Below are 22172 nucleotides of genomic sequence, written 5' to 3' on the forward strand. Positions count from 1 at the left end.
GCCCTCGTGGGCCGCCAGGGATCCCGTGGCGACCCGATCCTGAAGCAGCTGCAGCGTGCGCACCCACGCGACCGGCCCGTCCTTGCGGGGCTGCGCCTCCGCGGCCGGCGCGGGGGACGGCCCGGGATCGGCCGGCACGGGATTGGCGGCGACCGGATTGGCGGCCACCGGATTGGCGGGCGCGGCATCCGGCTGTGCCGGGCGCTCCGCCTGCGGAGCCGCGGCCGGCGCGGGGCCCGGTTCCGCGGCGGCCGGTCCCGGAAGCCCGGTGACGAGAAGAAGGCCGGTGACGAGAAGGCCGATCAGGCCAGGCAGGGACCGCCTCATCCCGGAGACGCCTGAAGCAGGATCTCGATCCGCCTGTTCTCGGGGGCCTTCGGATCCGTTGGATTGCGCGGCATCCGGTCGGATGCCCCCTCGACGCGCCAGATCCGCCCCTCGCCGATCCCGGCCCGGGTGAGCATGTACGATGGACGATAGACCAGCCGGGACGCCATGCACCTCGTCCACGCAAAATTCGACGGTAAAACGTTGTAGGACAATGGTTTATCGGTCGTCAGAACCCGCATTCTATATCCTCCCAAACCGTCAGATTTCACGTCCGGGCACATTTTTGGGCACAGAGAGGCACACGATGGCTACGGTTAGGAAGCGGAACGGCAAGTTTCAGGTGCAAGTCAGATTGAAAGGGTTGCCATCTTTTACTCGGACTTTCGAAACTAAGATCGAGGCTATCAAATGGGCACTCGATATCGAATCCGGAAAAAGTGACAGTAATGATCCATCTGTCGTGAAACGGAGAAACGATATCACCTTTGGCGAGATACTGGAAAGATATTATAACGATATCGCTCTCCAACGGGTATGGCACCGTCGTGAGCGATCAATCATCAGAAATTATAAAAAGTCGCCACTATATAATTCAAAGATCGAAGATATTGATGAATCGGCAGTGGCACAGTACCGGGACAATAGATTAAAAACGGTCAGACCATCAACAATCGTCAGAGAACTCGCCGCAGCGTCACATTGCATTACGATTGCTCAAAGTGATTGGGGAATAAAGATACCCACAAACCCATTTAAGCTAGTTAGAAAGCCCAAAGTGAGAAACGGCAGGGAGAGACGTATAACTGACGACGAATGGCGCCGCCTTGTCAAAGCAGACTCAGAAAGGGGAACAAGATCGTTCATACATATTGTCGAATTTGCCATCGAAACAGCAATGAGGAAAGGTGAATTACTTAGAACGAGATGGATCGATTTAAATTTGCAACAATCCACGCTTCACATTGAGATGACAAAGAACGGATATGCCCGTACAATACCGCTGACACCACGCGCCCTGAGTATACTTGAGTCGATCAAAATTCGTAAAGATACCCCGTGCATATTCAATATCAAATATGGAACATTGAGCAGTTGGTGGACCGAGTTGCTACAGTGCGCAGGGGTTCGCAACTGTCGATGGCATGACCTTAGACATGAAGGTATTTCAAGGCATTTTGAACACGGCCTCAGTATTCCAGAAGTAGCGTTGATTTCGGGCCACCGTGACTACAGTATGCTAAAACGGTATACGCACATAAGGCCCGAAAACGTTGCCGCTAAGCTGGCGCGGCTGTCTACTCAATCCCAATAACTGTTATCTGCGGTGAGACGACACGCTACGGTTGTCTCACCGCATCCTATGGTAGTGCCGACATAGGGCGAAGTTGATTATTGTAATTTGCTTTGGGTGGCCGCCTGATTCTCGAGTGACACGAGAAACCAACGGCTCGAACAATATTGGATTGGCGCTATTTATGTTTTATGATTAACATATCTTGACGTTTCGTGCCGAATCGGCTATAGTTATAGAACAATCGATTGACCAACCCGGCGTCGCGAAGGCCAAGCGGCGTTTTTTTAAAGAGATTTACATTGCGAGTTTCAACGGCAGGCATCAACGCCTGGATGATGACGCATGTAAAAACAATATTAAGGCAGTAAAAGTTGATTATTGAAAGCAATATTTGTCACAGTTCCGGCAGATCTATTCATTCCAAAATTAATGAGCCAGACAGAAATATCATATCCTTTAAGGGTCGACTCAAGCAGTTCGATGTTAATCAGCTACGTTCCGTCATCGAAATTGGCTACGTTTCGTCAAGAGCGGGAGCCGGTAAAACCAACGCGTATATAAACATCGCGCTGGTACGATCTAAAGAAAGCAAAAATACCATTATCTGTGTTCCAACGGTCGCGCTGGCCAAAGAGTTGCATAGAAGTCTCGAAAAGAAAGATTTAAATGTTCGCATTATGATGTTTCATAGTGAAGATGAGTCAGACATAGCTGTTTCCACGCGAGTTTTAGGATACTTGAAGGATGAGCAGCGTTCGGGCGACGTGTTGCTGATAACGCATCAGTGCTTCTTCAATCTGCCGTACATTCCGGGAAAAGCTGAATGGAAGTTGCTGTTTGACGAAAATATTCCAACGTTCTTGAGTGAAACAATAAATTTACACGAAAACCACAATCTCATCACGGACTATATTGAAATTGTCGAGCCAGGACCGATACATGGAAGAGTCAAGATCGTCAACCGAACAGAACTCAAACGAATTGCCGATAACAAGAATAAAGATGAGATGTGGCGTGTACTACAACCGGTGTGTTCTCTACTGATCCAAAATGACTGTCAGTGTTATGTTTCTATCAAGCAACTGAACGATCTTAAAAACGGCCTAAAACCGAGAGGTCAACTTACGATCTATGCCTTTCGTGGGCCAGATCGCTTCATTGGATTCGATGGAGTGACGTTCGCCTCGGCATGGTTCGAAGACACGTTCACGTTTCACCACTGGAAGGATCGTGGGGTAAACTGGCGCCAGGATGAGGAGGCGACGCGATCTCTCTTACGTCCCATCCATCCTGAAAATCCTAATCTCATTATCTTTTACGGTTATGAGGGACGAAATTCTAAAAGCCTGCGGAACCGGCTGGAGAAGGAGGGCAATGGCGAGCTACGGGAACGAGCGATCCGAGTGATTGGCCGTGAACCGTTCCTGTGGTTGGAGAACAATGATCGACGCGACACCAGCGTTCTGAAGGAGTGCCCGAGCGGTAAACGGCTTCCTCCTGTGTCCGCTGGCCAGAACGGCTTCAGCGACTACCGACACGCGATCATCCTCATAGCCACGAACTATGATCCCGGTCAGGCTGATGTGCTCGCACGGGTGGCCGGGTTTAACCGTGACATGCAGGCACGGGCGATGGGTGACACCATCTATCAGGCGTTTATGCGAGGATCCCTCAGGAATGATGAGATCGAGGGCGAAACGCGGTGGGTGGTGGCCTGTCGTGAAGATGCGGAACTGTTGTCAGAGCGGTTCCCTGGTTCGGTGGTGAGGTCGCTTGGTCTGACCCCCGTGGTAAAAAAGAAAGCCGGACGACCACGGAAGCATGAAAACGATAACGACCGAAAGAGGCATCACGATCGAAATAAGCAGGGATCATTATCGCTTCGCGAGGACTTCGTCCGTTACATCGCACCTGCAATTGTCGAGAATGTCGTTTTCTTGGATTTAAAGGACGAAACTACTTATAATACTATAGGTGATTTCGTCCGCTATTTCCGTGGTTCTTATTTCGCTCACATAAGACGGACTGATCCAAAAATCATCTATAGGAATGAAGCTCAATTCATAGAATTCTTACGAGATATGTCTTCACGGATATACGAACAAAAAAACGACGTACCCTGTATCACCGGGGCGCTTTTCGATCCAAGGACCAATAACGGAGGAACACGGGATGGGACGACTGTTCTCATAACACGCGGCCTCTGGTTAGATATCGAGGGCGGAGATCTAACTGTCAAGGATTTCGAGCAGTCATTTCCTCAACTACAGTTCGTAGCCTATAGCACATTCAATCATACGAAGCAGGATCCGCGCCTTAGGATATATTTACCAACAAGTAGGGCAATGTATGAAGATGAGAGCGTATCAATCTATCACGAGATACGACATACGCTCAAATCAATGGGATGGAAACAAGGAAAGAAATTAACCGCGAAGCGTGGCGTAAGCCATAACGATAGATTTGATGGGATCGATAATAGGTCCGGTCCTTCGCAGCTTTCAATTCTTCCCTGTCAGTCTCAAGATCGTAAGGCAAGTTTCTTCATTGAGAGAACCGAAGGACGACAACCTTTGGACGTTTCTACGTGGCTGAAGCAAAAATCATGGATGGAGAATAATAACGATTTCTTCGATCTACCTATCCCTCATGACTCAAACGACGAAACGGTTCTGACAGAGGAGCAGCAAATAATAATAACAGAAGCGATGCATCGATGGGAAACGCATGGCAGGCAAAGGGGAAACGGACATAGAGGCATGTTCCTTCTTTCGCATGCTCTAAGACGTGCGAAGCTTTCAATATGGGAAATTGAACGTCGCCTCCTCAATGCCGCCCTTAAAGCAACATCGCCTATGGACCGAAAAGCGGATGTGAGGCGGATCATAAAAAATATTGTAAGCAACAAACAATGAGTTTCGAGTTCAAAAAATTTATCGATGTATTGCCCACGCTGCCCGCAGGAAGTCAACAATTATACGTCGATTATCAATCGAAAACAGCATTACAGCCATTATACAAAGCCATGAAAAGCAATTTGACGTTTATATGCCTGAAAAGCATCTGCGATTTACAGGCCTCTTTACGCCACTCAAGGACTCAAGGTTTATAGGTGGGATTCTACGATATTTTCAGGTCAGATCATCAGATCAAAGGATATTGTGTATTAGAAAATTAAAGTCAAATCATTTTCAGTAATGAACAATACAACACTTGCCGGAGCGGCGTATAGATAGGCCGCGCTCACAATATTTGCTCTTAATGCACTTGCGTAATCTGCCGCGTTAGCTTAATTGATGGTTACGCCCGGCCGGACGCAGTTAACCCACTATAGATTGAGGTTGTTCGATGACGTTTCCCAGACTTAGCGTGCAGGCTATGAGTAATGCTCCAGGCTCTTTAGGGGCATTGCTCGCTACTTTCGAGCAGGAGCTGATTTCCCGGGTAACCATCTGGGGATCAGCCCGTGATGAAGCTGCGCGAGAAGCGGTAAAGCGCTTCCGTACTGCTGTTACCGATGCCGCATCATCTAGCGAATCGACTAATCTGCCGTCGTTCACTACCTTGAATGGGCCAATCGTTCACCTTACGCCCCATGCGGCAATTGTAAGCTTCGAGATCAGCGTCACCGTGGAAGGTCTGATCGCCTTCACCGCCTATCTTGATAAGCTTGGTCTGAAATACGTGATCCGTGATGGGGATGCGCAGGAATATTTCAGTGCGAATTGTTTTGTTGCATCTGAGGATAACATGGTAGAACTGTCTAGCAACGCTTAAGTGCCGATGTTAGAGGAGTTGCGAGTCTGTGTTTGAGTTGCGCAGGTTGCTCATACCATGATAGGGCGGCTCGAACTGCGCAACAAGTTCGGGCCGCTTTTAAATATTGTTCGTTATTGATAAGTTGCTCGCCGCATACGTGACTGCGATTGATGCGGTCAAGGAACAATAGCCAGACCAGCCTTGCACCAGTCAGTATGATAACGTGCTTCCTTACCCACAGCCGACGACAACCCCGAGCGTTCCATCAAAAGCGTGGTATAAGCTCATAGGATCCTCACGAGCGCCCACGAACGGTTCTGAACATCACAACTGGCCCGAGCCGTTCAAGCCCCTCCTGAGCCTTTCCCATGCGATAGTGGATTCATGATGGGCGCACTGGCTATCTACCTCTATCGTGACCCCACATCGTCGTTTTCGTTATCATTCTGACCGACAGGCCAGCTGAGCATCCCAGCAGCCGCGCCCCGCTCGTTACGATAACAGGGTCACCCGCCTACAGCCGCCCACCATCCCGAATCGTTCACTCAGGAAGGTGGCAGGAGCCTATAGGAACCTCACCAGCGCCAACGAATGGTTCTACGCGTCCTACGGAACCTCGGACCGTTCAAGCGGCTCTAGAGCCATCTTATGCGATGATGGGACGGCGATAGGAACAGGGGCTACCTCTACCCTGTCCCGCTCGCCACCGATCCCGTTATCAGTCCGACGGACAGGCCAGTCGCGCATCGGACCTTGAGCCCGTCGTTATGATAACGAGATCACCAACTCCCCACCCACACCGATCGATTAGGAGGGGGGCAGGAGCGCGTAGGATGTCCACCAGCGCCCACGACGGTTCTGCGCGTTTGCGGTTTGCCCTGGGCCGTCCAAGTCGCTTACGTGCCTTCCTACGCAATAACGAGACTGCAATAGGGACTGCGGCGACCTACCTCTGCTCGTCCCCGCGATCACTGTTTTGATTATTATTCCGGTCGACGAGCAAACCGATCACCCCACCGGCCTTTGCACCCATCATCACAACGATAACGAGCTTGCCCACTGACCTCCGACTTGTTGTCCCGTACCGTTCGCTCAGGATCCCCCCAGAATACATACAAGCATCACACACGGCCACGAACGGTTTCAAGCAGCCGATCACCTGTAACGATTCTCGGAGATACTGAGCGGTTTTTGGACGATGATTGAACATGAGGGGAATAGCGTCACAGCTTCCCGTCAAAGCCACGCTTCGGAATGATAACGGGAATCCTGGGTGTGAGACCACCATCCCGCTTGATAGACTCGTATAGTTCCGCGACCCCGCCCTCCCAGCGTCACTGACCAGCCATGAATATCGTTCGAAATGCCAGCCCTTGAAGCTGTTCTAACTAGGCCATTCTGCAACCATCAAATTGAGTTTCGAGTCGATTCAGTAGCGCCGACTGCAAAATCAACTGATCCACAGACTATAGTTGTAGCAGTGAAGAACGTCGGATTCGCCGATTGTGCGATGTTTGCTCTGACGACCATTAGCTTCAAATATAAGAACGATCATACCTTACCGATAACGGATCGCAGAAGATGTGATGCCGACGATCTCGCGAAGGGGAAGCAGAAGCCATTGCCAAGTACATACGAAAAATGAAATCGTTCATATTTCACAAAAACAACTGATCAAAAATTCGTGTCGAGTCTATTATATGCGATTTCGAGCATGTCTGCACTTGATAAAACTATAATTGCTTGAATAGCGCCTTACATTGCGACCGACTTAGCCGGTTATCAGCACAAAAAAGGTGTAGACGCTAAAGCTGGATTGATATTATTAATAGCAGTCATTCGAGTTTCGCTGCCACCTATGGGATAAGAAATGAAACTGGCACAATTCTGGGGTCGTTTGAAGCCTGGACAATCAATATTTGGGTACAAGACTGACCATTTGTCAATCTCAATCGAAGATGCCGAAGTTATACTGCTAAGATCAGCCGAGGGCGGTCGAACGATCTCGCCGGATATTGTGATTCCAATTCAGGCAGCATTGGATGCCAACCGGTCAAATTCTCTAACGCCCGAGCATGTAGCTGCATTTCAAGCTGCGTATGCGTCGCTTATGAAGCAGGCATATGATATTAGTGTAAAATCTATTGCTCTATCCCGAGATACATTCGAAGATATAATTGATGACGCAGAGGTATTAGTAAAATATGCATCGGAGACAGGGATTACTGTTCCCGCATCTGACCTGACAAACATTTTTGCTGCACGAGACGAGCTTCAATCTGGCTCGTTTGATATCTCAACGAAGTCTAATTTCTATGCCTCTTATAGCGTTGTTACCAAACTGCTTGGCGATGTAACGGCAGACACAATTCGCAACTGTTCCTCTGAGAGTACCAGGGCTATACTTCGAAGAAATCGGGTTTGGGCGATCTCGATCACTGTAATTGCGACTACCATATCCCTACTTACGTTTGTTCTTGACTCGACATCAAGTAAAATCAAAGAAGATATAGACTCAGCTTCATCGTTGGCAGCCAAGCTCAGGCTTTCATTCCCTGGCGACACCAATAGTTTTGCAGTAAACCCATGTGCCGAGATATATAAAATCGTAGCCTTACCCAATGGAGTGCACATAAGCGAGGATGATATCCAATTACTACAGTCTCTGAGTAGCAAAATTAGGGAAATACACAATAGATCAATCAAGCTGAATATAACAATGAGAAGTGTTGAGTGTGATCCGATACCAAGCTGTTCACAAAATACAGATTACTTAAGGGCCAAAAGACACAAAGATAGAAAATATCTCACAGAGGTGCAGCCAAAAAACGAATTGGACTCCCGAGCACAGCTCGAAATAAATCCTGCTATTTCTAACTATGCTGCGGACTCGCTTTGCAAAATAAGAACGCTTCAAGAAGTCCGAAGTTTTGCAGAAAATGTGCGGGACAATTATGGGGCATTGTACGGAGGAATAAGCTCATACGCGTTGCCAATTCTATATGCTGTACTTGGTGCGTTCGCCTACAGACTTAGAACATTTTCTGAAACTATACGTCGGCGTACTTACCACCCATCGTTCTCTGATTCTGCTCGGATGATTACTGCCGTCATTGCCGGGGCAATATCAGGGATGGTAAATCCAGCTCATAGTCTATCGCTTTCTCCTCTAGCAACTGCATTCTTGGTTGGTTATGGGGTCGAGATTTTCTTCAAGTTTCTGGACTCACTTGTTAATGCATTTGGTACCTCGTCGAAATAGTTCATATCTGTAATACGGACATCTCAAGGTTGCGAAACTTTACGAGGCCGTTGCGAGTTGACCGATATCAAAGCACGTTCCCGTCGAGCTATTCTCTCCGTCGAGATACCGCCGACAGAATCGTTTCATCAGGTTGCGTTCGTTCAACTCACCACACGCTATGAATGAGTCGGCCAGACACAGCGCCATCTAGGTATCGTCCGTCCACTGCCCGACCAGCAGATTGAACGGTGCGCCTCCTACCATGTCAGTTGCGGGCAGTTTGGCGTCCCGCGGATCGAATTCCAGCGTGGTTCCGAGCGCAGCCCCCACCGCGAGGACCAATGAAGGCGCCCAACGCACGGTCACGAACGGCATCAGACATCGAAGGCCCCCTGCCTGAGAACGTAGGCTTCCTGCTCCGGTGTCTCTATCGCTCCCGGTCTAATGGCGCGAACCCGTTCAATCGCCCTCCTAGAATCGTCGCCCATCATCACGAGGAGTTTGGCCGCCACTAGACCCACACGACCGAGGCCGCCCCTACAGTGAACCACGACCGACGCACCTTCTCGTAACTGTTCCACGAGGCGAGGCCCCATCGTTTTCCATACTGTTTTGAACGCGGGCCCTGGAACAGAAACGTCGGGGATCGGGGCGTGAAGCCATATCATTCCGGCCTCCCGCACAGCCTCAGGCAAACCACGGACCTTCAGCAGATCGAATTCATGTGGCTCAAGCAGGGTAAGCACCGACGATGCGTCCCAATCCCGTATGGCCGCTACGTCTGTTTTGAGGTCACGATCCCAAGGACCGCCGACTGACGATGGATCCTTCTTGCCTGGACAGAAGGTAATTCCCACTCGCCCGCCATTGTCGCCAACAGTAATAGAAGCGATCTTCAACGGATGAGTGATCGATGTTCGGATCGTCCGCTTCGATCTGGGTAAGCTGTGAGATCCGAATACAGCGTGGCCAACGTGCCAAATATCGTCCTTCGCCATGGTGCCTCCGATGTGATTATTATATCATATCGAAACGCCGGCGTGAATGGCGCGAACTTATTATAATATGGCCTACGCCGGCTTGTTTCGAGGCAATGCGGAACTATTCATCAATCGGTAGACTGATGCCCGAGCTACGTTTAGTTCCTTGGCGATGGCAGTAGCACCCATACCCTCAGACGCAAGGGCTTTGACCCTACCAGCATCGATGGACGATTTCCGACCTTTATAGACGCCTTCCGCCTTTGCCTTTGCGACACCTTCCATCTGCCTCTCGCGACGGATCGCAGTTTCAAACTCGGCGAACACCCCAAGCATCTGTAGGAAGCACCGTCCCGCTGCCGTGGACGTATCAACCGGTTGCTCGATCACACGTAGCGAGACGCCCTTAGCCTCGAGCCGGCTCACGATAGCGGCGAGGTCCCCAACGGATCTGGCGAGTCTGTCGATTCTCGTTACTGTTATAGAATCCCCGGCCCTGGCGAACTGCATGATCGTCTCTAGCTCGGTTCGGCCGTCAAGCTTGGTGCCGGTCTGCGTTTCGGATCGGATCACATCACAACCTGCGATCCTTAAAGCCTCTTGCTGAATCGCGAGGCTCTGTGATGAACTGCTCACTCTCGCATAACCGTAGGTAGCTATGGACCCCTCCTGTGTCTCAATAGGATCTAGACCTAACCACCATAAAGTCTCATAAAGCATATGTCGATGCTAAAAAGACGCCCGAGATTCACTCCGAGTGTCTCGCCGCGATGTCTCTTATGAGTATACCTGCAAAAGCCATGATGGCGCCAAGGGAACCTAACGCTACTTCTGAAAATGACAGATAGGTTCGGGTCAACCGTTGAGCGATGCAGCTTGAGGAAGTCGAACTATGGCGCAACGCAATGCCCTCTCTGCTGAGTCCTTAAAACGCGCCGTCCGATTTGGAGATTCTATCCGTTTCCGGATCCGTTCGACGGAAGAGTTAGAAAAACTGGTAGTTAAGACGTCCGAGCGCGCATTACAAAGAGCGATAGAATCGGGCGGCCATAGACGCATAAGAATAAAGGGACGCGACTGCGTCGTTTATGATCAATACGATTTAAATCTCGTATTCCGGTCAATCTCTAGGTTTTTAACCAAGAGATTCAGAATTCGATGCATGAATAGAGATGCGGTAGTCCGTGGTGTAGCTGAAGCCTTTTCTGAAAGCACCCCCATTTACGTTATACGACGCGACATAAAATCTTTTTATGAAACGCTACCGATTGGGGCGGTGAAGCGGCGCTTGATTTATGATACCGCACTACCGCGGTCGGTCCGTCATTATCTGCGCCTCTTTTTTGAGGCTCACTGTGCTAATGACATTGGTTTACCCAGGGGAGTGGGTCTAAGTTCTGTATTAGTGGAACTTGCGATGGAACCTTTCGACAAGAGCATCAGAAACTTAGGCGGAGTATATCGTTATTTTCGATACGCCGATGACATACTTATATTTTGCTATACAAACCATTTGGAAATTGAGAAGAAAATCGGAGAGCACTTGTCCGCTCCAATGGAATTCAATAGCTCTAAATCTTCGACACTTATATTGGCAAATGAAAGTAAGGCCAGCCGCGTCAACAAACATTTGGATTATCTAGGCTATAAATTCGTTTTAGAGGATTTAGGCGGACAGAAAAAGCCGCGAAATATTGCGATTGGCCTATCTGAAAGGCGCATAAAGAAAATCAAAAGTCGGATAGTGCTCTCGCTGAGAGCATATCAGCACGACTCTAATGCAGAATTATTGTGCCAAAGAATGGAGTTACTCAGCGGCAATTACCGCATTAGACGCCAGGGCATGACTTTGACAAGTTCTGATAAGCATGTTCTAGCAGGTATATACTATAGCTATCCTCACTGCGGGGACTATAGCGGGGGTATCGTGCAGAACGCCCCACCGAGTGAACTAGTTGAGCTAAATAGTTTTTTTCATAATCTCATAAGAGGCAGAAACAGTCGATACAGACCAATGATTTTGGCGATACCTTTTGAGAGCCATCGTCGGAGGTTGACCGGGATAAGCTTTGTACATGGCTATTCATCGAAATTTATCGTCAAAATGAATCACGAAAAACTCCGGCTCTTGGGATCCGCTTGGCGAAATGTCGGCTAAACATTCTACTATCAGACACCGTGCTCTATTGACGGAGACATTGCCTTATGAGGTGCCCGTTATATTCTCAAACGATAAATTTCACGCTGGGCTAAGTGCGCCTTTCCCGGAAGCCGTCAAACAACCGTTCGGAAAAATATTAAAGCGGAAATGCTCCTTCACAATTCCATACAATTACGACATTGCAAAGGATCAAAGCCGATCCACAACCCTATCAATCGTACACCCTATACTTCAGAAAGCCATATCAGATTTCTACGTTGCTCATTCCGGCGGCCTCATCGACTATACCAGCAACGGGCAGTTTACTCTAAGAAGACCTGTCGAGATTGCTTCTCCTTACAGCCCACGCTCAACTCGTGGTCAATCAGCAACCCTTAAGCTAGGCCTGCCTGAGCAAATTGGTGAAGATGAGCAGCCGGCCGTAGACCATCTAACATCTTATTTTATTTATGGTAAGTACAATCTTCTAGGTAAATTCATGGAGTCTCGCGAGTTCATCAGATTAGAGTCAAGGTTTAAGTTACTTAGATCTGCCGATATTTCAAAATGTTTCTATAATATATACACCCATTCTCTTAGCTGGGCTGTAAAGTCAAAATTTTTTGCGAAAGATAACTCCATTTCCTATAGCTTCGAAAATGAATTCGATGCCCTGATGAGAGGCTGTAATTATAACGAAACTAATGGAATCGTCGTTGGGCCGGAGTTCTCACGCCTATTCGCCGAAATAATTCTACAAGACGTAGACCGTAAAATTGTAACTGAACTCGATGCGGAGAAACTTAAATTAGGTATCGATTATGATATCAGGCGATACGTAGACGACTATGCAATGTTTGCCAATAGCAGTGTTGTGCTTGATAAAATTGAAAGATACCTCAGAGGGCATCTCCAGTTCTACAAGTTATTCTTAAATGAAAGAAAGATCATCGAATCATCCAGGCCGTTTGTATCCGGTATCACTTTAGCTAGAGGCGAATTAGGCCCGATCTTGAGATTACTTCAAGAACGATTGTCGAGTATTGAAAGCTATCAAGCCGCAGATCATAAAGAAGTTTTAGGTTTTATAAGGTCTCAGACTAAGAACACCCGTGTAATCGTTGCGAAGTATGGCATTTCATTTGCAAATATCAGCGGATGGGCGATGTCCATATTGCGCAAGTGCATAGTAAAAAGCCTAAACCTCTTGAAGATGCCGGAGCTCGTTCAGCAATATGAGTTAGTGGGCGATATTGCAACGATGCTGCTTGAGTTAGCGTTTTATATTTGCTCCATGGACGTCAGAGTTAGAACTACCTATTCGATATGTCAGATTGCTCTAATTATTAAAGATAGCGAGGCTTTCCTTGCAGAAGAACAATTGGACACTATAAAGCACGTTGTGATGGAAGAGATCGTCAATATCATCAAATCCGAGCGGTCTAGGAATGCTGAGTCGTTCGGTCAGATTGATAGGGTCGAACTTTACAACCTTTTGATATGTGGCTGCTATTTCATAGGCGACGAATTCTTGGAAAACGATACAATCATAGAGGTGATTGCAGCTTTTTCAAATGCTCATGAGATAAAGTACTTCGCCTATATCACTTGTAAATTTTGTTTGTTGCGAAATGAGAAGATGCATCGTGCCGAAATCGATGCTCTGGATGCGAAGGCGAAATTGAGGATAATAAAAGATGGAGTTGATATTCTTCGTGACACGGAGGAATATCTGTTTTTCTGTGAGTATATAGGGGATGAGCAAATCTCAAAAACCGAGAGATTGCAGCTTTATACATCTCTGTTTGGTGGAAATCTATCCCATGAGGATTTTGATAATTTAAGGCGTCGAGTAGGTTTTACCGATTGGTCGGGTATGAGCGTCGAACATCTTCTTCGTAAAAAGGAGTTGCGCCCGGTTTACGCGTGGAGCTAAAGGGGATTGGGGCCGCCAGGCTGAAGCACCCGTCGCAAGACGGGTTACAGGACGGTTTCGTCCTGAGTTCAGGAGCTCAAGTCTTCGACAAGAGTAAATGACACACACATATCGGTTCTGGCGGTCTCTCTATCCATTTTGTTCCCGGCATCCAGTTTAGATGGTTCGCTAATGCTCCTGTCTAACTGATCGAGCATTGCACCGCGATTCACCCCTGCTTCAGCCTAGGTAGTTGGTCAGTCGATGTGAGTTTCTACAGGCCGCCCCGTGCTGGTCCTATCGTCGCGATAACGTTGGAACGAGCCGTCTAGGTTAGGCCGGCGTATGGCCTCGACAGGGTATCGCGAGAACCGATCCATAGCGTCCGCCACCATCTTGAGGGTCGGTGTCTCATATCGCCGACCTACAAAAGCGACGCGGTGGCCGGTGATCGCATCCCGTAAGCGTTCCTCGATCCCAGCCCCAAGTGCGCGCGTCTCCCAAGTGTGTCTCTAACCGTGCTTCGGATCGACACCCGGATCCAGCTTGACGGTCCCTTGGACCAATTCCCGTCGGTTAGCGACAGGAACAAGAGTATCAGTTCACGATCTCCTATGGCTTCACGGCCCGGTTTCGGATCGCCGGTTGATGTTGGCGGCTAAGGTCCGTCCCGTGCTCACCCTATCGTCGTGGGAACGTCGGATCAGGCTTCGGCTATGGTGCTCCGACTACCCATGGTCCGGTCACAATCTGTCACACCGGCCTTCAAAAACCGCACCATTCGTAACTTCCTCTCGTAGGCCGATTATGGTAGGTAAAGCGTTGCTAAGACGCTGAAAGAAGGACGGTTTTGGGATTGTAGGGAGTGGTCGGGTTATCGTCCGGTGAGCATGTAGGATGGACGATAGACCAGCCGGGACGCCATGCACCTCGTCCACGCGCTGTCCCTGGAGATGGGGCGGTTCCTGCTGCCGGTCCTGTTGATCCTGCTCGTCGTCGGGCTCGCGGCCTCGATCTTTCAGAACGCACCCCGCATCGTGTTGGATCGCATCCAGCCGCAATGGTCCCGCATCTCGCCCGTCAGCGGCTGGAGCCGAATCTTCAGTGTACAAGGCCTCGTCGAGTTCGGGAAAAGTCTCTTCAAGTTCCTGGCGATCGGCAGCATGTCGTTCATGGTGCTGAGCGCCGACCGGCACGAGATCGTGAATGTCATGTTTATGGACCCGATCGGGCTGCCCGAATTCCTCCTGACCCTGTCGGTCCGCCTGATCTCCGCGGTCAGCGTGGCGACCATCGCCCTGGTCGCCGGGGACCTGGTCTGGACGCGGTTGCGGTGGCAGCGCGACCTGCGGATGTCGCGGCAGGAGCTGAAGGACGAGTTCAAGCAGGTCGAGGGCGATCCGCTGGTCAAGGCGAAGATGCGCTCCCTGGCGCAGGACCGGCTGCGCAAGCAGATGATCGCGGCGGTGCCCCGCGCGACGATGATCCTGGCCAACCCGACCCACTACGCCATCGCCCTGCGCTACGACCAGACCGAGAACGACGCCCCGATGGTGCTGGCCAAGGGCACGGATCTGATCGCCCTGCGCATCCGGGAGATCGCCGAGAAGCACCGGATCGAGATCGTGATCGACAAGGCCCTGACCCGGGCGATGTACGACCATGTGGAGATCAACCAGGCCATCCCGGCGGAATTCTACCGGGCGGTGGCGAACCTGCTGGTCTACGTGATGACGCGCAAGCGGCGCTGAGGGATCTCGGGAGGCCGGGGCTATGGCCCGACCGGCGTTGCCCGGGCGGTCGCGGGTCGGGAGGTCCCGGTTTCAGAAGCGCCGCGACCGTTTGCGGGTGCCGGGCTGAGCCCTGCGCTCGGGGGCGCCGCCCCCGAACCCGGCCAAAGGGCTTGCCGCCCTTGGGAGACCCGTGATCCGGTCCCGGCCAGACTCAGGCCGCGCGGCGCTTCGCCTCCCGGCGGAACCGGTGCAGCACGAACTCGGTGTAGCCGTTCGGCTGGTGGGCGCCCTCGAAGACCAGGGCCTCGGCGGCCCGGAAGGCCGGCCCGTCGAAGCCCGGGGCCATGGGCCGGTAGGCCGGGTCGCCGGCGTTCTGGCGGTCCACCACGCCCGCCATCCGCCGCAGGGCTGCGCCGACCTGATCCCGGTCCACGATCCCGTGGCGCAGCCAGTTGGCGATGTGCTGGCTTGAGATCCGCAGGGTGGCGCGGTCCTCCATCAGCCCGACCTCGTGGATGTCGGGCACCTTCGAGCAGCCGACGCCCTGGTCGATCCAGCGGACCACGTAGCCCAGGATCCCCTGGCAGTTGTTGTCGAGTTCTTCCTGGATGGCCTCCGGCGCGAAGGCGCCCGCGGCGAGCGGCAGGGTCAGCATGGCGTCCCGGGTCGCCGGTGCCCGGGTGCGGAGCTCGGCCTGGCGGGCGCGGACATCGACTTGATGGTAGTGCAGCGCGTGCAGGGTCGCGGCGGTGGGGGACGGGACCCAGGCGGTGTTGGCGCCGGCCTCCGGATGGGCGCCCTTGGCCTCGAGCATCGCGGCCATCCGGTCGGGGGCGGCCCACATGCCCTTGCCGATCTGCGCGTGGCCCGGCAGCCCGCAGGCGAGGCCGGCATCGACGTTGCCGTCCTCGTAGGCCTGGATCCAGGCGGTCGCCTTCATGGCGTCCTTGCGGACCATGGGGCCGGCCTCCAGGGACGTGTGGATCTCGTCGCCGGTCCGGTCGAGGAAGCCGGTGTTGATGAAGAACAGCCGGTCGGCGGCCGCGGCGATCGCCGCCTTGAGGTTCAGGGTCGTGCGCCGCTCCTCGTCCATCACGCCGATCTTGAGCGTCCGCGGCGCGAGGCCGAGCAGGGCCTCGACCCGGCCGAACAGCGCCACCGCGAAGGCGACCTCCTCGGGGCCGTGCAGCTTCGGCTTGACCATGTAGACCGAGCCGGTCCGGCTGTTGCGCAGGGGGCCGGTGCCGTTCAGGTCGTGCAGGGCGATCAGCGCGGTCACCGCCGCGTCGAGGATCGTCTCGGGGATCTCGGCGCCGTCGAGGGTCACGGCGTCCGTGTACATGTGGTGGCCGACATGCCGGACCAGCATCAGCGACCGCCCGGGCAGGGTCAGGCGCCCGCCGTCGGGGGCCGTGTAGGTCCGGTCCTCCGCGAGCCGCCGCTCGAGCGTGCGGCCGCCCTTGGACAGGCGGGCGACGAGGTCGCCGCGCATCAGGCCGAGCCAGCTGCGGTAGACCGCGACCTTGTCGGCCGCGTCCACGGCGGCGACCGAATCCTCCATGTCCATGATGGTCGAGAGGGCCGATTCCAGCACCACGTCGGCGATGCCGGCCGGGTCGGTCCGGCCGATCGGGCTCGACCGGTCGAGGACGATCTCGATATGCAGACCGTTGTGGCGCAGCAGCAGCGCGGTCGGCGCCGCGGCGTCGCCGGTGAAGCCGGCGAGGTCCGCCCCGCCCGTCAGGCCGGCGCTGCGGCCGGCGCCGAGGGCGACGGCGAGCCGCCCATCCGCCACGGAGAAGCCCTCGGCATCGGCCCAGGCGCCGACGCTGAGCGGCGCCGTCGCGTCGAGGAACGCCCTGGTCCGGGCCACCACCGCGGCGCCCCGGGCCGGGTCGAACCCGGTGCCGGGGGCGCCGTCCTGCGGGATCGCGTCGGTGCCGTAGAGGGCGTCGTAGAGGCTGCCCCAGCGGGCATTGGCGGCGTTGAGCGCGTAGCGGGCGTTGGAGATCGGCACGACGAGCTGCGGGCCGGCGATGGCGGCGATCTCGGCGTCCACGTGCTCCGTGGTCACGCGGACCGCGCCGGGCTCCGGCTGCAGGTAGCCGATCCGCGTCAGGAAGGCCGCGTAGGCGGCCGGGTCGTGCGGCCGGCCGCGATAGTCGCGGTGCCAGGAATCGATGTCGGCCTGGAGCCCGTCGCGGCGGTCGAGGAGCGCCCGGTTGCGCGGTGCCAGATCCCGGACGAGGGCCGCGAAGCCGGACCAGAACTGGTCCGCGTCGATCCCCGTGCCGGGCAGCGCCTCCGTGTCCAGGAAGCTGCGGAGTTCGGCGGTGACGACGAGACCCGACATGGTGATTCCTTCGCGCTGCGGCGGCGCCCTCCGTCAGAAAAAGTCGAACGGCGCGTGAAAATTTTTTGAGGCCTCCAGGGTTAGACCCCTTGGCGCCCGCGAAAAAGGCGCCAAAAGGGATTTGATTCTTTCCGCAGCGTTGAGAATGCACGACCAGAGCGACCTGGAGATCTTCGCCCGGGTGGTCCGGACCGGCAGCCTGACCCGGGCCGGGTCCGAACTCGGCCTGTCGGTGGCGGTGGTGTCGAAGCGGCTGAAGCGGCTGGAGGAGCGGTTGGCCGTGCGCCTCTTGCACCGGACCACCCGCCGCCTGGTCCCCACCGATGTCGGCGCGGAGTTCTTCCGGCGGGTGGCGCCGATCGTCGACGCCATCGCGGAGGCCGAGAGCCTCGTGTCGCAGAACGCGACCCGGGCCCGGGGGACCCTGCGGGTGACGGCGCCGAGTTCCTTCGGGCGGCTGCACATCGTCCCGCACCTGCGGGCCTTCTTCGCCCTGCACCCCGACCTCGTGCTCAACCTGGAGCTGAGCGACGATTTCGAATCGATCGTGGAGCGGGGCTACGACCTCGCGATCCGGGTCGGCGCGCTGGCGAGTTCCGGCCTCACGGCGGTGCGCCTCGCCCCGGTGCGGCGGGTGCTGTGCGCGCAGCCGGGCTACCTCGACGCCATCGGGCGCCCGGAGACCCTCGACGACCTGCGCGGCCATGTCTGCCTCGCCACCGAGAACCAGAATCCCTGGCGGCTCATCGGGCCGGACGGCCCCTGCACGGTCAGCGCGTCGGGGCCGCTGCGCACCCATTCCAACGAGGTGGTGCGCGAGGCGGTGATCGGCGGCCTCGGGATCGCCCTGCGCTCGACCTGGGACGTGCAGGCGGAGCTGCGCGACGGGGTGCTGGAGGTGGTGCTGCCGGCCTACGCGGCCGCGGCCTCGGCGGGGATCTTCGCGGTCTATCCGAGCCGGGCCTTCGTGCCGGCCAAGACCCGGGCGTTCATCGCGTTCCTGAAGCAGCGCTACCGGTCGGGCGGCACCGGAGCGGAGCCGTGAGCGGGGGCGCCGCGCGCCTGGACCCGTCGCAGGATTGACGGATGCGGCAGTCCGCAACTGCCCCGCGCCCGCCCTCCCCCGCAGAGGGGAGAGGGCGAGGCCCCCCGGTCCGGCCGGTGCCCGTATCCGGGCGCCGTGCGCGCCTCACCCCTGCGGAAAGACATCCGGATCGGTGCGTGCCAGCATCCGCTTGAACGCCGCCCACTCGCTGTCGGGCGCCCCCTGGCGCGCGACGCGGTCGTAGCCGGCGGCGTATTGCCCGGCGGTCTTGGCGGCGACGGCGGAGGAGGGCCGGATCACCGGGGCGCCGGCGGCCTGGACGGCCAGCTGGGCCCGGCACGACCGCTCCAGGTTGTGCATCAGCTTGAACGCCTCGCCGACCGAGCGGCCGCAGGTCAGCAGCCCGTGATTGCGCAGCACCATGACGGGCTGGTCGCCGAGATCGGCCACGAGGCGCTGGCGCTCGTCGAGGTCGAGGGCGATGCCCTCATAGGCGTGGTAGGCGACGCGGCCGGCGAACTGCATCGACCACTGATTGAGGGCGAGCAGCCCCTCCTCCTGGCAGGAGACCGCGACGCCGGCCACCGTGTGGGTGTGGAGCACGCAGACCGCGTCGTGGCGGGCGGCGTGGATGGCGCTGTGGATCGTGAACCCGGCCGGGTTGATGCCGAGCCCCATCGGATCCGCGATCACCCGCCCGTCGATATCGACGGTGACGAGGTTGTCGGGGGTCACCTCCTCGAAGCGCATCCCGTAGGGATTGATCAGGAACCGGTGCCCGCCCCCCGGCAGCCGCGCCGAGATGTGGGTGTAGATGCTGTCGTCGAGCCCCAGCCGGTGGATCAGCCGGTAGGCGGCCGCGAGATCGACGCGCATCGCCTGGATCTCGGCCTGGAGTTCCGGGCCGGACTCTTCGGACTGGTCCGCGACGATCGAGGGGGTGGGTGCGTTCATGCGACGGCTCCCTGATGGTTTTTGGGATCGCTGCCCGGCGTACGCGGTCCCGGGATCCCTGGGCGGACGGCACATTGGCGGATATGCCACACGGTTTCAAATCCGCAGCGCTACCACCTATACGCCGCGAGTCACGTGTGATAGAAAATGTCAATATGAGCAAGGACATTCGGTTTAAATTTTCAGCGAATAAATCTTACGCAGCCATCCGGCTAATGCTCAGTCATGTCCAAAATTCTGACCTTCATACTATACTAAAATCTTGCTATTTTGGCGATATTGAGCATCTCAATGCGTTCAATCGCCCAATTTTTGGGGCAACATATAGGGCAATGAAATTCGGCCCGGTCCCTTTAGAAATTTACGAAATGACTAAGAGCGATCCCATTTGGCTTGGCGAACTTGGTATCGACAATTATCCGTGGCGCTTGAATGGTTTCCACTTAGAAAAAACTAGCGATTCCATTGTTGACACTTCGTCGATGTCTGAAAGTGATTTGGATTGCATAAAAATAGGATTTGAGAAGTCAAGAAGTATGACATTTACTGCTAGGACAGCGGCAACTCATGGCAAGGATTGGCAGGCAGCAAACCTCGGATTGATGCGCTATGAGGACATGCTTGCTGATGGGCCTGACAAAAGCGCGAAAGTCGCTTATCTGAAGGAAGCTGCGCCGCACATAAGGTTATGAGCCTTGCTAGGCCCACTCGATGTAATCTGGATACACGATGGCACCATCCGGCCCCCAGGGCCGAAAATGGTTGTTTGCGTACAGGCGGAACTGGGGTTTTTCTTTCGAATAAATTCTGAAGGAAACTGGCAAAATCCTGTAAAACTTGATCGGCACCCACATCATCTTTTCCTAAGACACGATAGTTATCTTGAATGTGGCGAGCCGCTTGATTTAGACGAATATATTGTTGAGCAATCACTTGACGATAAGGGTGTTATAGGAACTTTGCATACGGAACTCGTAACAGATATATTGGCCAGTGTTTGGGAAGCGAGGCTCATTTCTGAGACGGATAAAAGAGAAATCGAAACATTTCTTAGGCCTAGTGATCTTAGCAGGCTAAATTCCGGGAAATCTTAGAGTGCGGCCCTCATTTTCAATAGCGTTGCCAAACACCTTTTAAGGACAGATCAAGCATGATGCTTGACTGCCGGATCACTAAATATTTGGCATCAGCATTGCCTATTATGCTTCTTAAGCCGGCGCAGATGCCTGTCAGCCCTGACGCCGTCAGTCCATCGGTGCGTGAGGCACTTGCCCACATGTCTTCAGAGAGACGGCAGACACGATCCCAACTCTTTCTCCCACCCGCGCCCTCATCCTGAGGTGCGGTGCAGCCGCCTCGAAGGATCCCTCCAGTGGTCGCGCGGCCGGCTGGAGCCTTCCTTCGAGGCAAGCTAGTGCGGGCGTCTCAGGATGAGGTCGTGGGTGGGCGACCGCGCATCCACGCTCGCCCTTGACAAAATTCCTAATCCATGCTCCAAGTCTCCCACCCCGCCGCGACGCGTCGTGAGACGCTTCGGGGCGTCGGTCCGGTCAGCCGCCGGGCCGGCGGCGGCTGGGGCGGTGCCTGCGTCTGCCGTCGGCTGCGGCAGCCCCGGGCGCGGGAGCGCGACACCCCCCGGCTCGGGCTGGGCGGCGGCCGGCGGAGGAAATGCCCCGGCCGCTCAAGGCTTTGAGGCCGACCCTGTCCTGGGCGGTGCGGCGGTTTGACGGCGCCCTCCACGACGAGGGGGCGTGCGACGAAGGCTCGCTCGGAAGCGCCGGGGTGCGATGCGCAACCCGGGACCGGCTTAGCGTCATTCGCGCCCCCCGCGTGACGGACACCGGACGCACAATCGGACGGGGACGGGCACCGGCCTGCCGGTGCGCGCGCCCGTCCGCGGGACGCCGGGAAGCCGGCTTTGCAACGTTGCGTTCGGGCTTCGCGGCGTCCCGCGTCTCCCCGGCGGCGGGTTGGGCCATGCCCCCGGCGGCGCGTCGCGCGGGGCCGCGGCGGCGTGGGTGGACGCGGCGTTCTCTCCTCCCCCGTGACTACGAGATCCACACATCGCTGGTCGAGACGCTCTCTCCTCCCCCTTGTGGGGAGGAGCCGGAGGTGGGGGTGGTGCAGGAGGCACCGGAACGCTCGATTCTGAACCACCCCCACCCCTGACCCCTCCCCGCAAGGGGGAGGGGAAAAGCGCTTGTTTTTGAATTCCTTGGCGTTCGACAGCGATGTGATCCAGATCCGGCCGAGGCCGGTCCCCTACCCCGCCAGCGCCGCCCCGATCCCGGCGCCGATCGCCAGCCGGCGGCGGTCCTGGCCGTTCCGGGCCAGCAGCAACAGCCCCCCCGGCCGGGCCATGCCGGGCATCCGCAGGGCCAGGCCCGGGATGGCGAAGAAATTGCCCAAGGCGGGCTTGCTCAGC

General features: G+C 55.3%; 14 protein-coding genes and 2 pseudogenes. 9 read left to right on the forward strand and 7 right to left on the reverse strand.

Annotation, left to right across the window (positions count from 1 at the left end):
* Both MKK69_RS30995 and MKK69_RS14065 read right to left on the reverse strand, forming a co-directional pair.
* A pseudogene (locus MKK69_RS30995) lies at window positions 1-327 on the reverse strand (hypothetical protein); the annotation flags it as partial.
* Window positions 324-497, reverse strand: coding sequence for a hypothetical protein (locus MKK69_RS14065; protein ID WP_243968669.1), 174 nt, complete (start codon window positions 495-497; stop codon window positions 324-326). The gene MKK69_RS14065 and the pseudogene MKK69_RS30995, both read right to left, overlap by 4 nt.
* Before the next feature lie 137 nt (window positions 498-634).
* Here MKK69_RS14065 and MKK69_RS14070 point away from each other — a divergent pair, with 137 nt between their 5' ends.
* From MKK69_RS14070 to MKK69_RS14085, 4 genes are all read left to right on the forward strand, one after another.
* Window positions 635-1642 (forward strand): tyrosine-type recombinase/integrase, encoded by a 1008-nt coding sequence (locus MKK69_RS14070; RefSeq protein ID WP_243968642.1) that lies wholly within the window; start codon window positions 635-637, stop codon window positions 1640-1642.
* Between the two features lie 353 nt (window positions 1643-1995).
* On the forward strand, window positions 1996-4539 hold the full coding sequence (locus tag MKK69_RS14075; protein WP_243968645.1) for a hypothetical protein: 2544 nt from the start codon (window positions 1996-1998) through the stop codon (window positions 4537-4539).
* Window positions 4540-4972: 433 nt separating this feature from the next.
* Entirely contained in the window at window positions 4973-5401 is a 429-nt protein-coding gene (locus tag MKK69_RS14080) for a hypothetical protein (protein WP_243968647.1), read from the forward strand.
* A 1852-nt stretch (window positions 5402-7253) separates the two neighbouring features.
* Window positions 7254-8645 carry a hypothetical protein gene (locus MKK69_RS14085; protein WP_243968649.1) on the forward strand — a complete coding sequence of 464 codons (1392 nt, stop codon included), beginning with the start codon at window positions 7254-7256 and terminating at the stop codon, window positions 8643-8645.
* 39 nt (window positions 8646-8684) lie between these two features.
* On the opposite strand, the pseudogene MKK69_RS31350 reads toward MKK69_RS14085, so the two are convergent.
* The 3 genes and pseudogenes from MKK69_RS31350 to MKK69_RS14100 form a co-directional block, all read right to left on the reverse strand.
* Window positions 8685-9002 (reverse strand): annotated as a pseudogene (locus MKK69_RS31350) (ADP-ribosylglycohydrolase family protein).
* On the reverse strand, window positions 9002-9625 hold the full coding sequence (locus tag MKK69_RS14095) for a cyclin-dependent kinase inhibitor 3 family protein (protein WP_243968653.1): 624 nt from the start codon (window positions 9623-9625) through the stop codon (window positions 9002-9004). The pseudogene MKK69_RS31350 and the gene MKK69_RS14095 overlap by 1 nt, the downstream one beginning before the upstream one ends.
* Window positions 9626-9697: 72 nt before the next feature.
* The gene (locus MKK69_RS14100; protein ID WP_243968667.1) at window positions 9698-10267 is read right to left on the reverse strand and encodes a recombinase family protein; all 570 of its coding nucleotides are present in this window, start codon (window positions 10265-10267) and stop codon (window positions 9698-9700) included.
* A gap of 232 nt (window positions 10268-10499) precedes the next feature.
* Between MKK69_RS14100 and drt3a the strand changes: the two genes are divergently transcribed.
* The 3 genes from drt3a (at window position 10500) to MKK69_RS14115 (ending at window position 15413) form a co-directional block, all read left to right on the forward strand.
* Window positions 10500-11765: an antiviral reverse transcriptase Drt3a gene (gene drt3a, locus MKK69_RS14105; RefSeq protein ID WP_313900852.1), complete on the forward strand. Its 1266-nt coding sequence runs from the start codon at window positions 10500-10502 to the stop codon at window positions 11763-11765.
* Window positions 11755-13683: an antiviral reverse transcriptase Drt3b gene (drt3b, locus tag MKK69_RS14110; RefSeq protein WP_313900853.1), complete on the forward strand. Its 1929-nt coding sequence runs from the start codon at window positions 11755-11757 to the stop codon at window positions 13681-13683. The genes drt3a and drt3b overlap by 11 nt, the downstream gene beginning before the upstream one ends.
* A gap of 902 nt (window positions 13684-14585) precedes the next feature.
* Window positions 14586-15413: an EscU/YscU/HrcU family type III secretion system export apparatus switch protein gene (locus tag MKK69_RS14115; RefSeq protein ID WP_243968658.1), complete on the forward strand. Its 828-nt coding sequence runs from the start codon at window positions 14586-14588 to the stop codon at window positions 15411-15413.
* 193 nt (window positions 15414-15606) lie between these two features.
* On the opposite strand, the gene MKK69_RS14120 is transcribed toward MKK69_RS14115, so the two are convergent.
* The gene (locus tag MKK69_RS14120; RefSeq protein ID WP_243968660.1) at window positions 15607-17748 is read right to left on the reverse strand and encodes a malate synthase G; all 2142 of its coding nucleotides are present in this window, start codon (window positions 17746-17748) and stop codon (window positions 15607-15609) included.
* Window positions 17749-17893: 145 nt separating this feature from the next.
* Here MKK69_RS14120 and MKK69_RS14125 point away from each other — a divergent pair, with 145 nt between their 5' ends.
* Complete coding sequence (locus MKK69_RS14125; RefSeq protein ID WP_243968662.1) at window positions 17894-18793, forward strand: LysR family transcriptional regulator; 900 nt, start codon at window positions 17894-17896, stop codon at window positions 18791-18793.
* 144 nt (window positions 18794-18937) lie between these two features.
* Here MKK69_RS14125 and MKK69_RS14130 read toward each other — a convergent pair whose 3' ends face one another.
* Window positions 18938-19747, reverse strand: coding sequence for a class II aldolase/adducin family protein (locus tag MKK69_RS14130; protein WP_243968664.1), 810 nt, complete (start codon window positions 19745-19747; stop codon window positions 18938-18940).
* A gap of 155 nt (window positions 19748-19902) precedes the next feature.
* Here MKK69_RS14130 and MKK69_RS14135 point away from each other — a divergent pair, with 155 nt between their 5' ends.
* Window positions 19903-20439 carry a Panacea domain-containing protein gene (locus MKK69_RS14135; RefSeq protein WP_243968666.1) on the forward strand — a complete coding sequence of 179 codons (537 nt, stop codon included), beginning with the start codon at window positions 19903-19905 and terminating at the stop codon, window positions 20437-20439.
* Window positions 20440-22172 lie beyond the last annotated feature (1733 nt).

The organism is Methylobacterium sp. J-026, from assembly GCF_022829585.1.
In the GTDB taxonomy this organism is placed as follows: Bacteria; Pseudomonadota; Alphaproteobacteria; order Rhizobiales; family Beijerinckiaceae; genus Methylobacterium.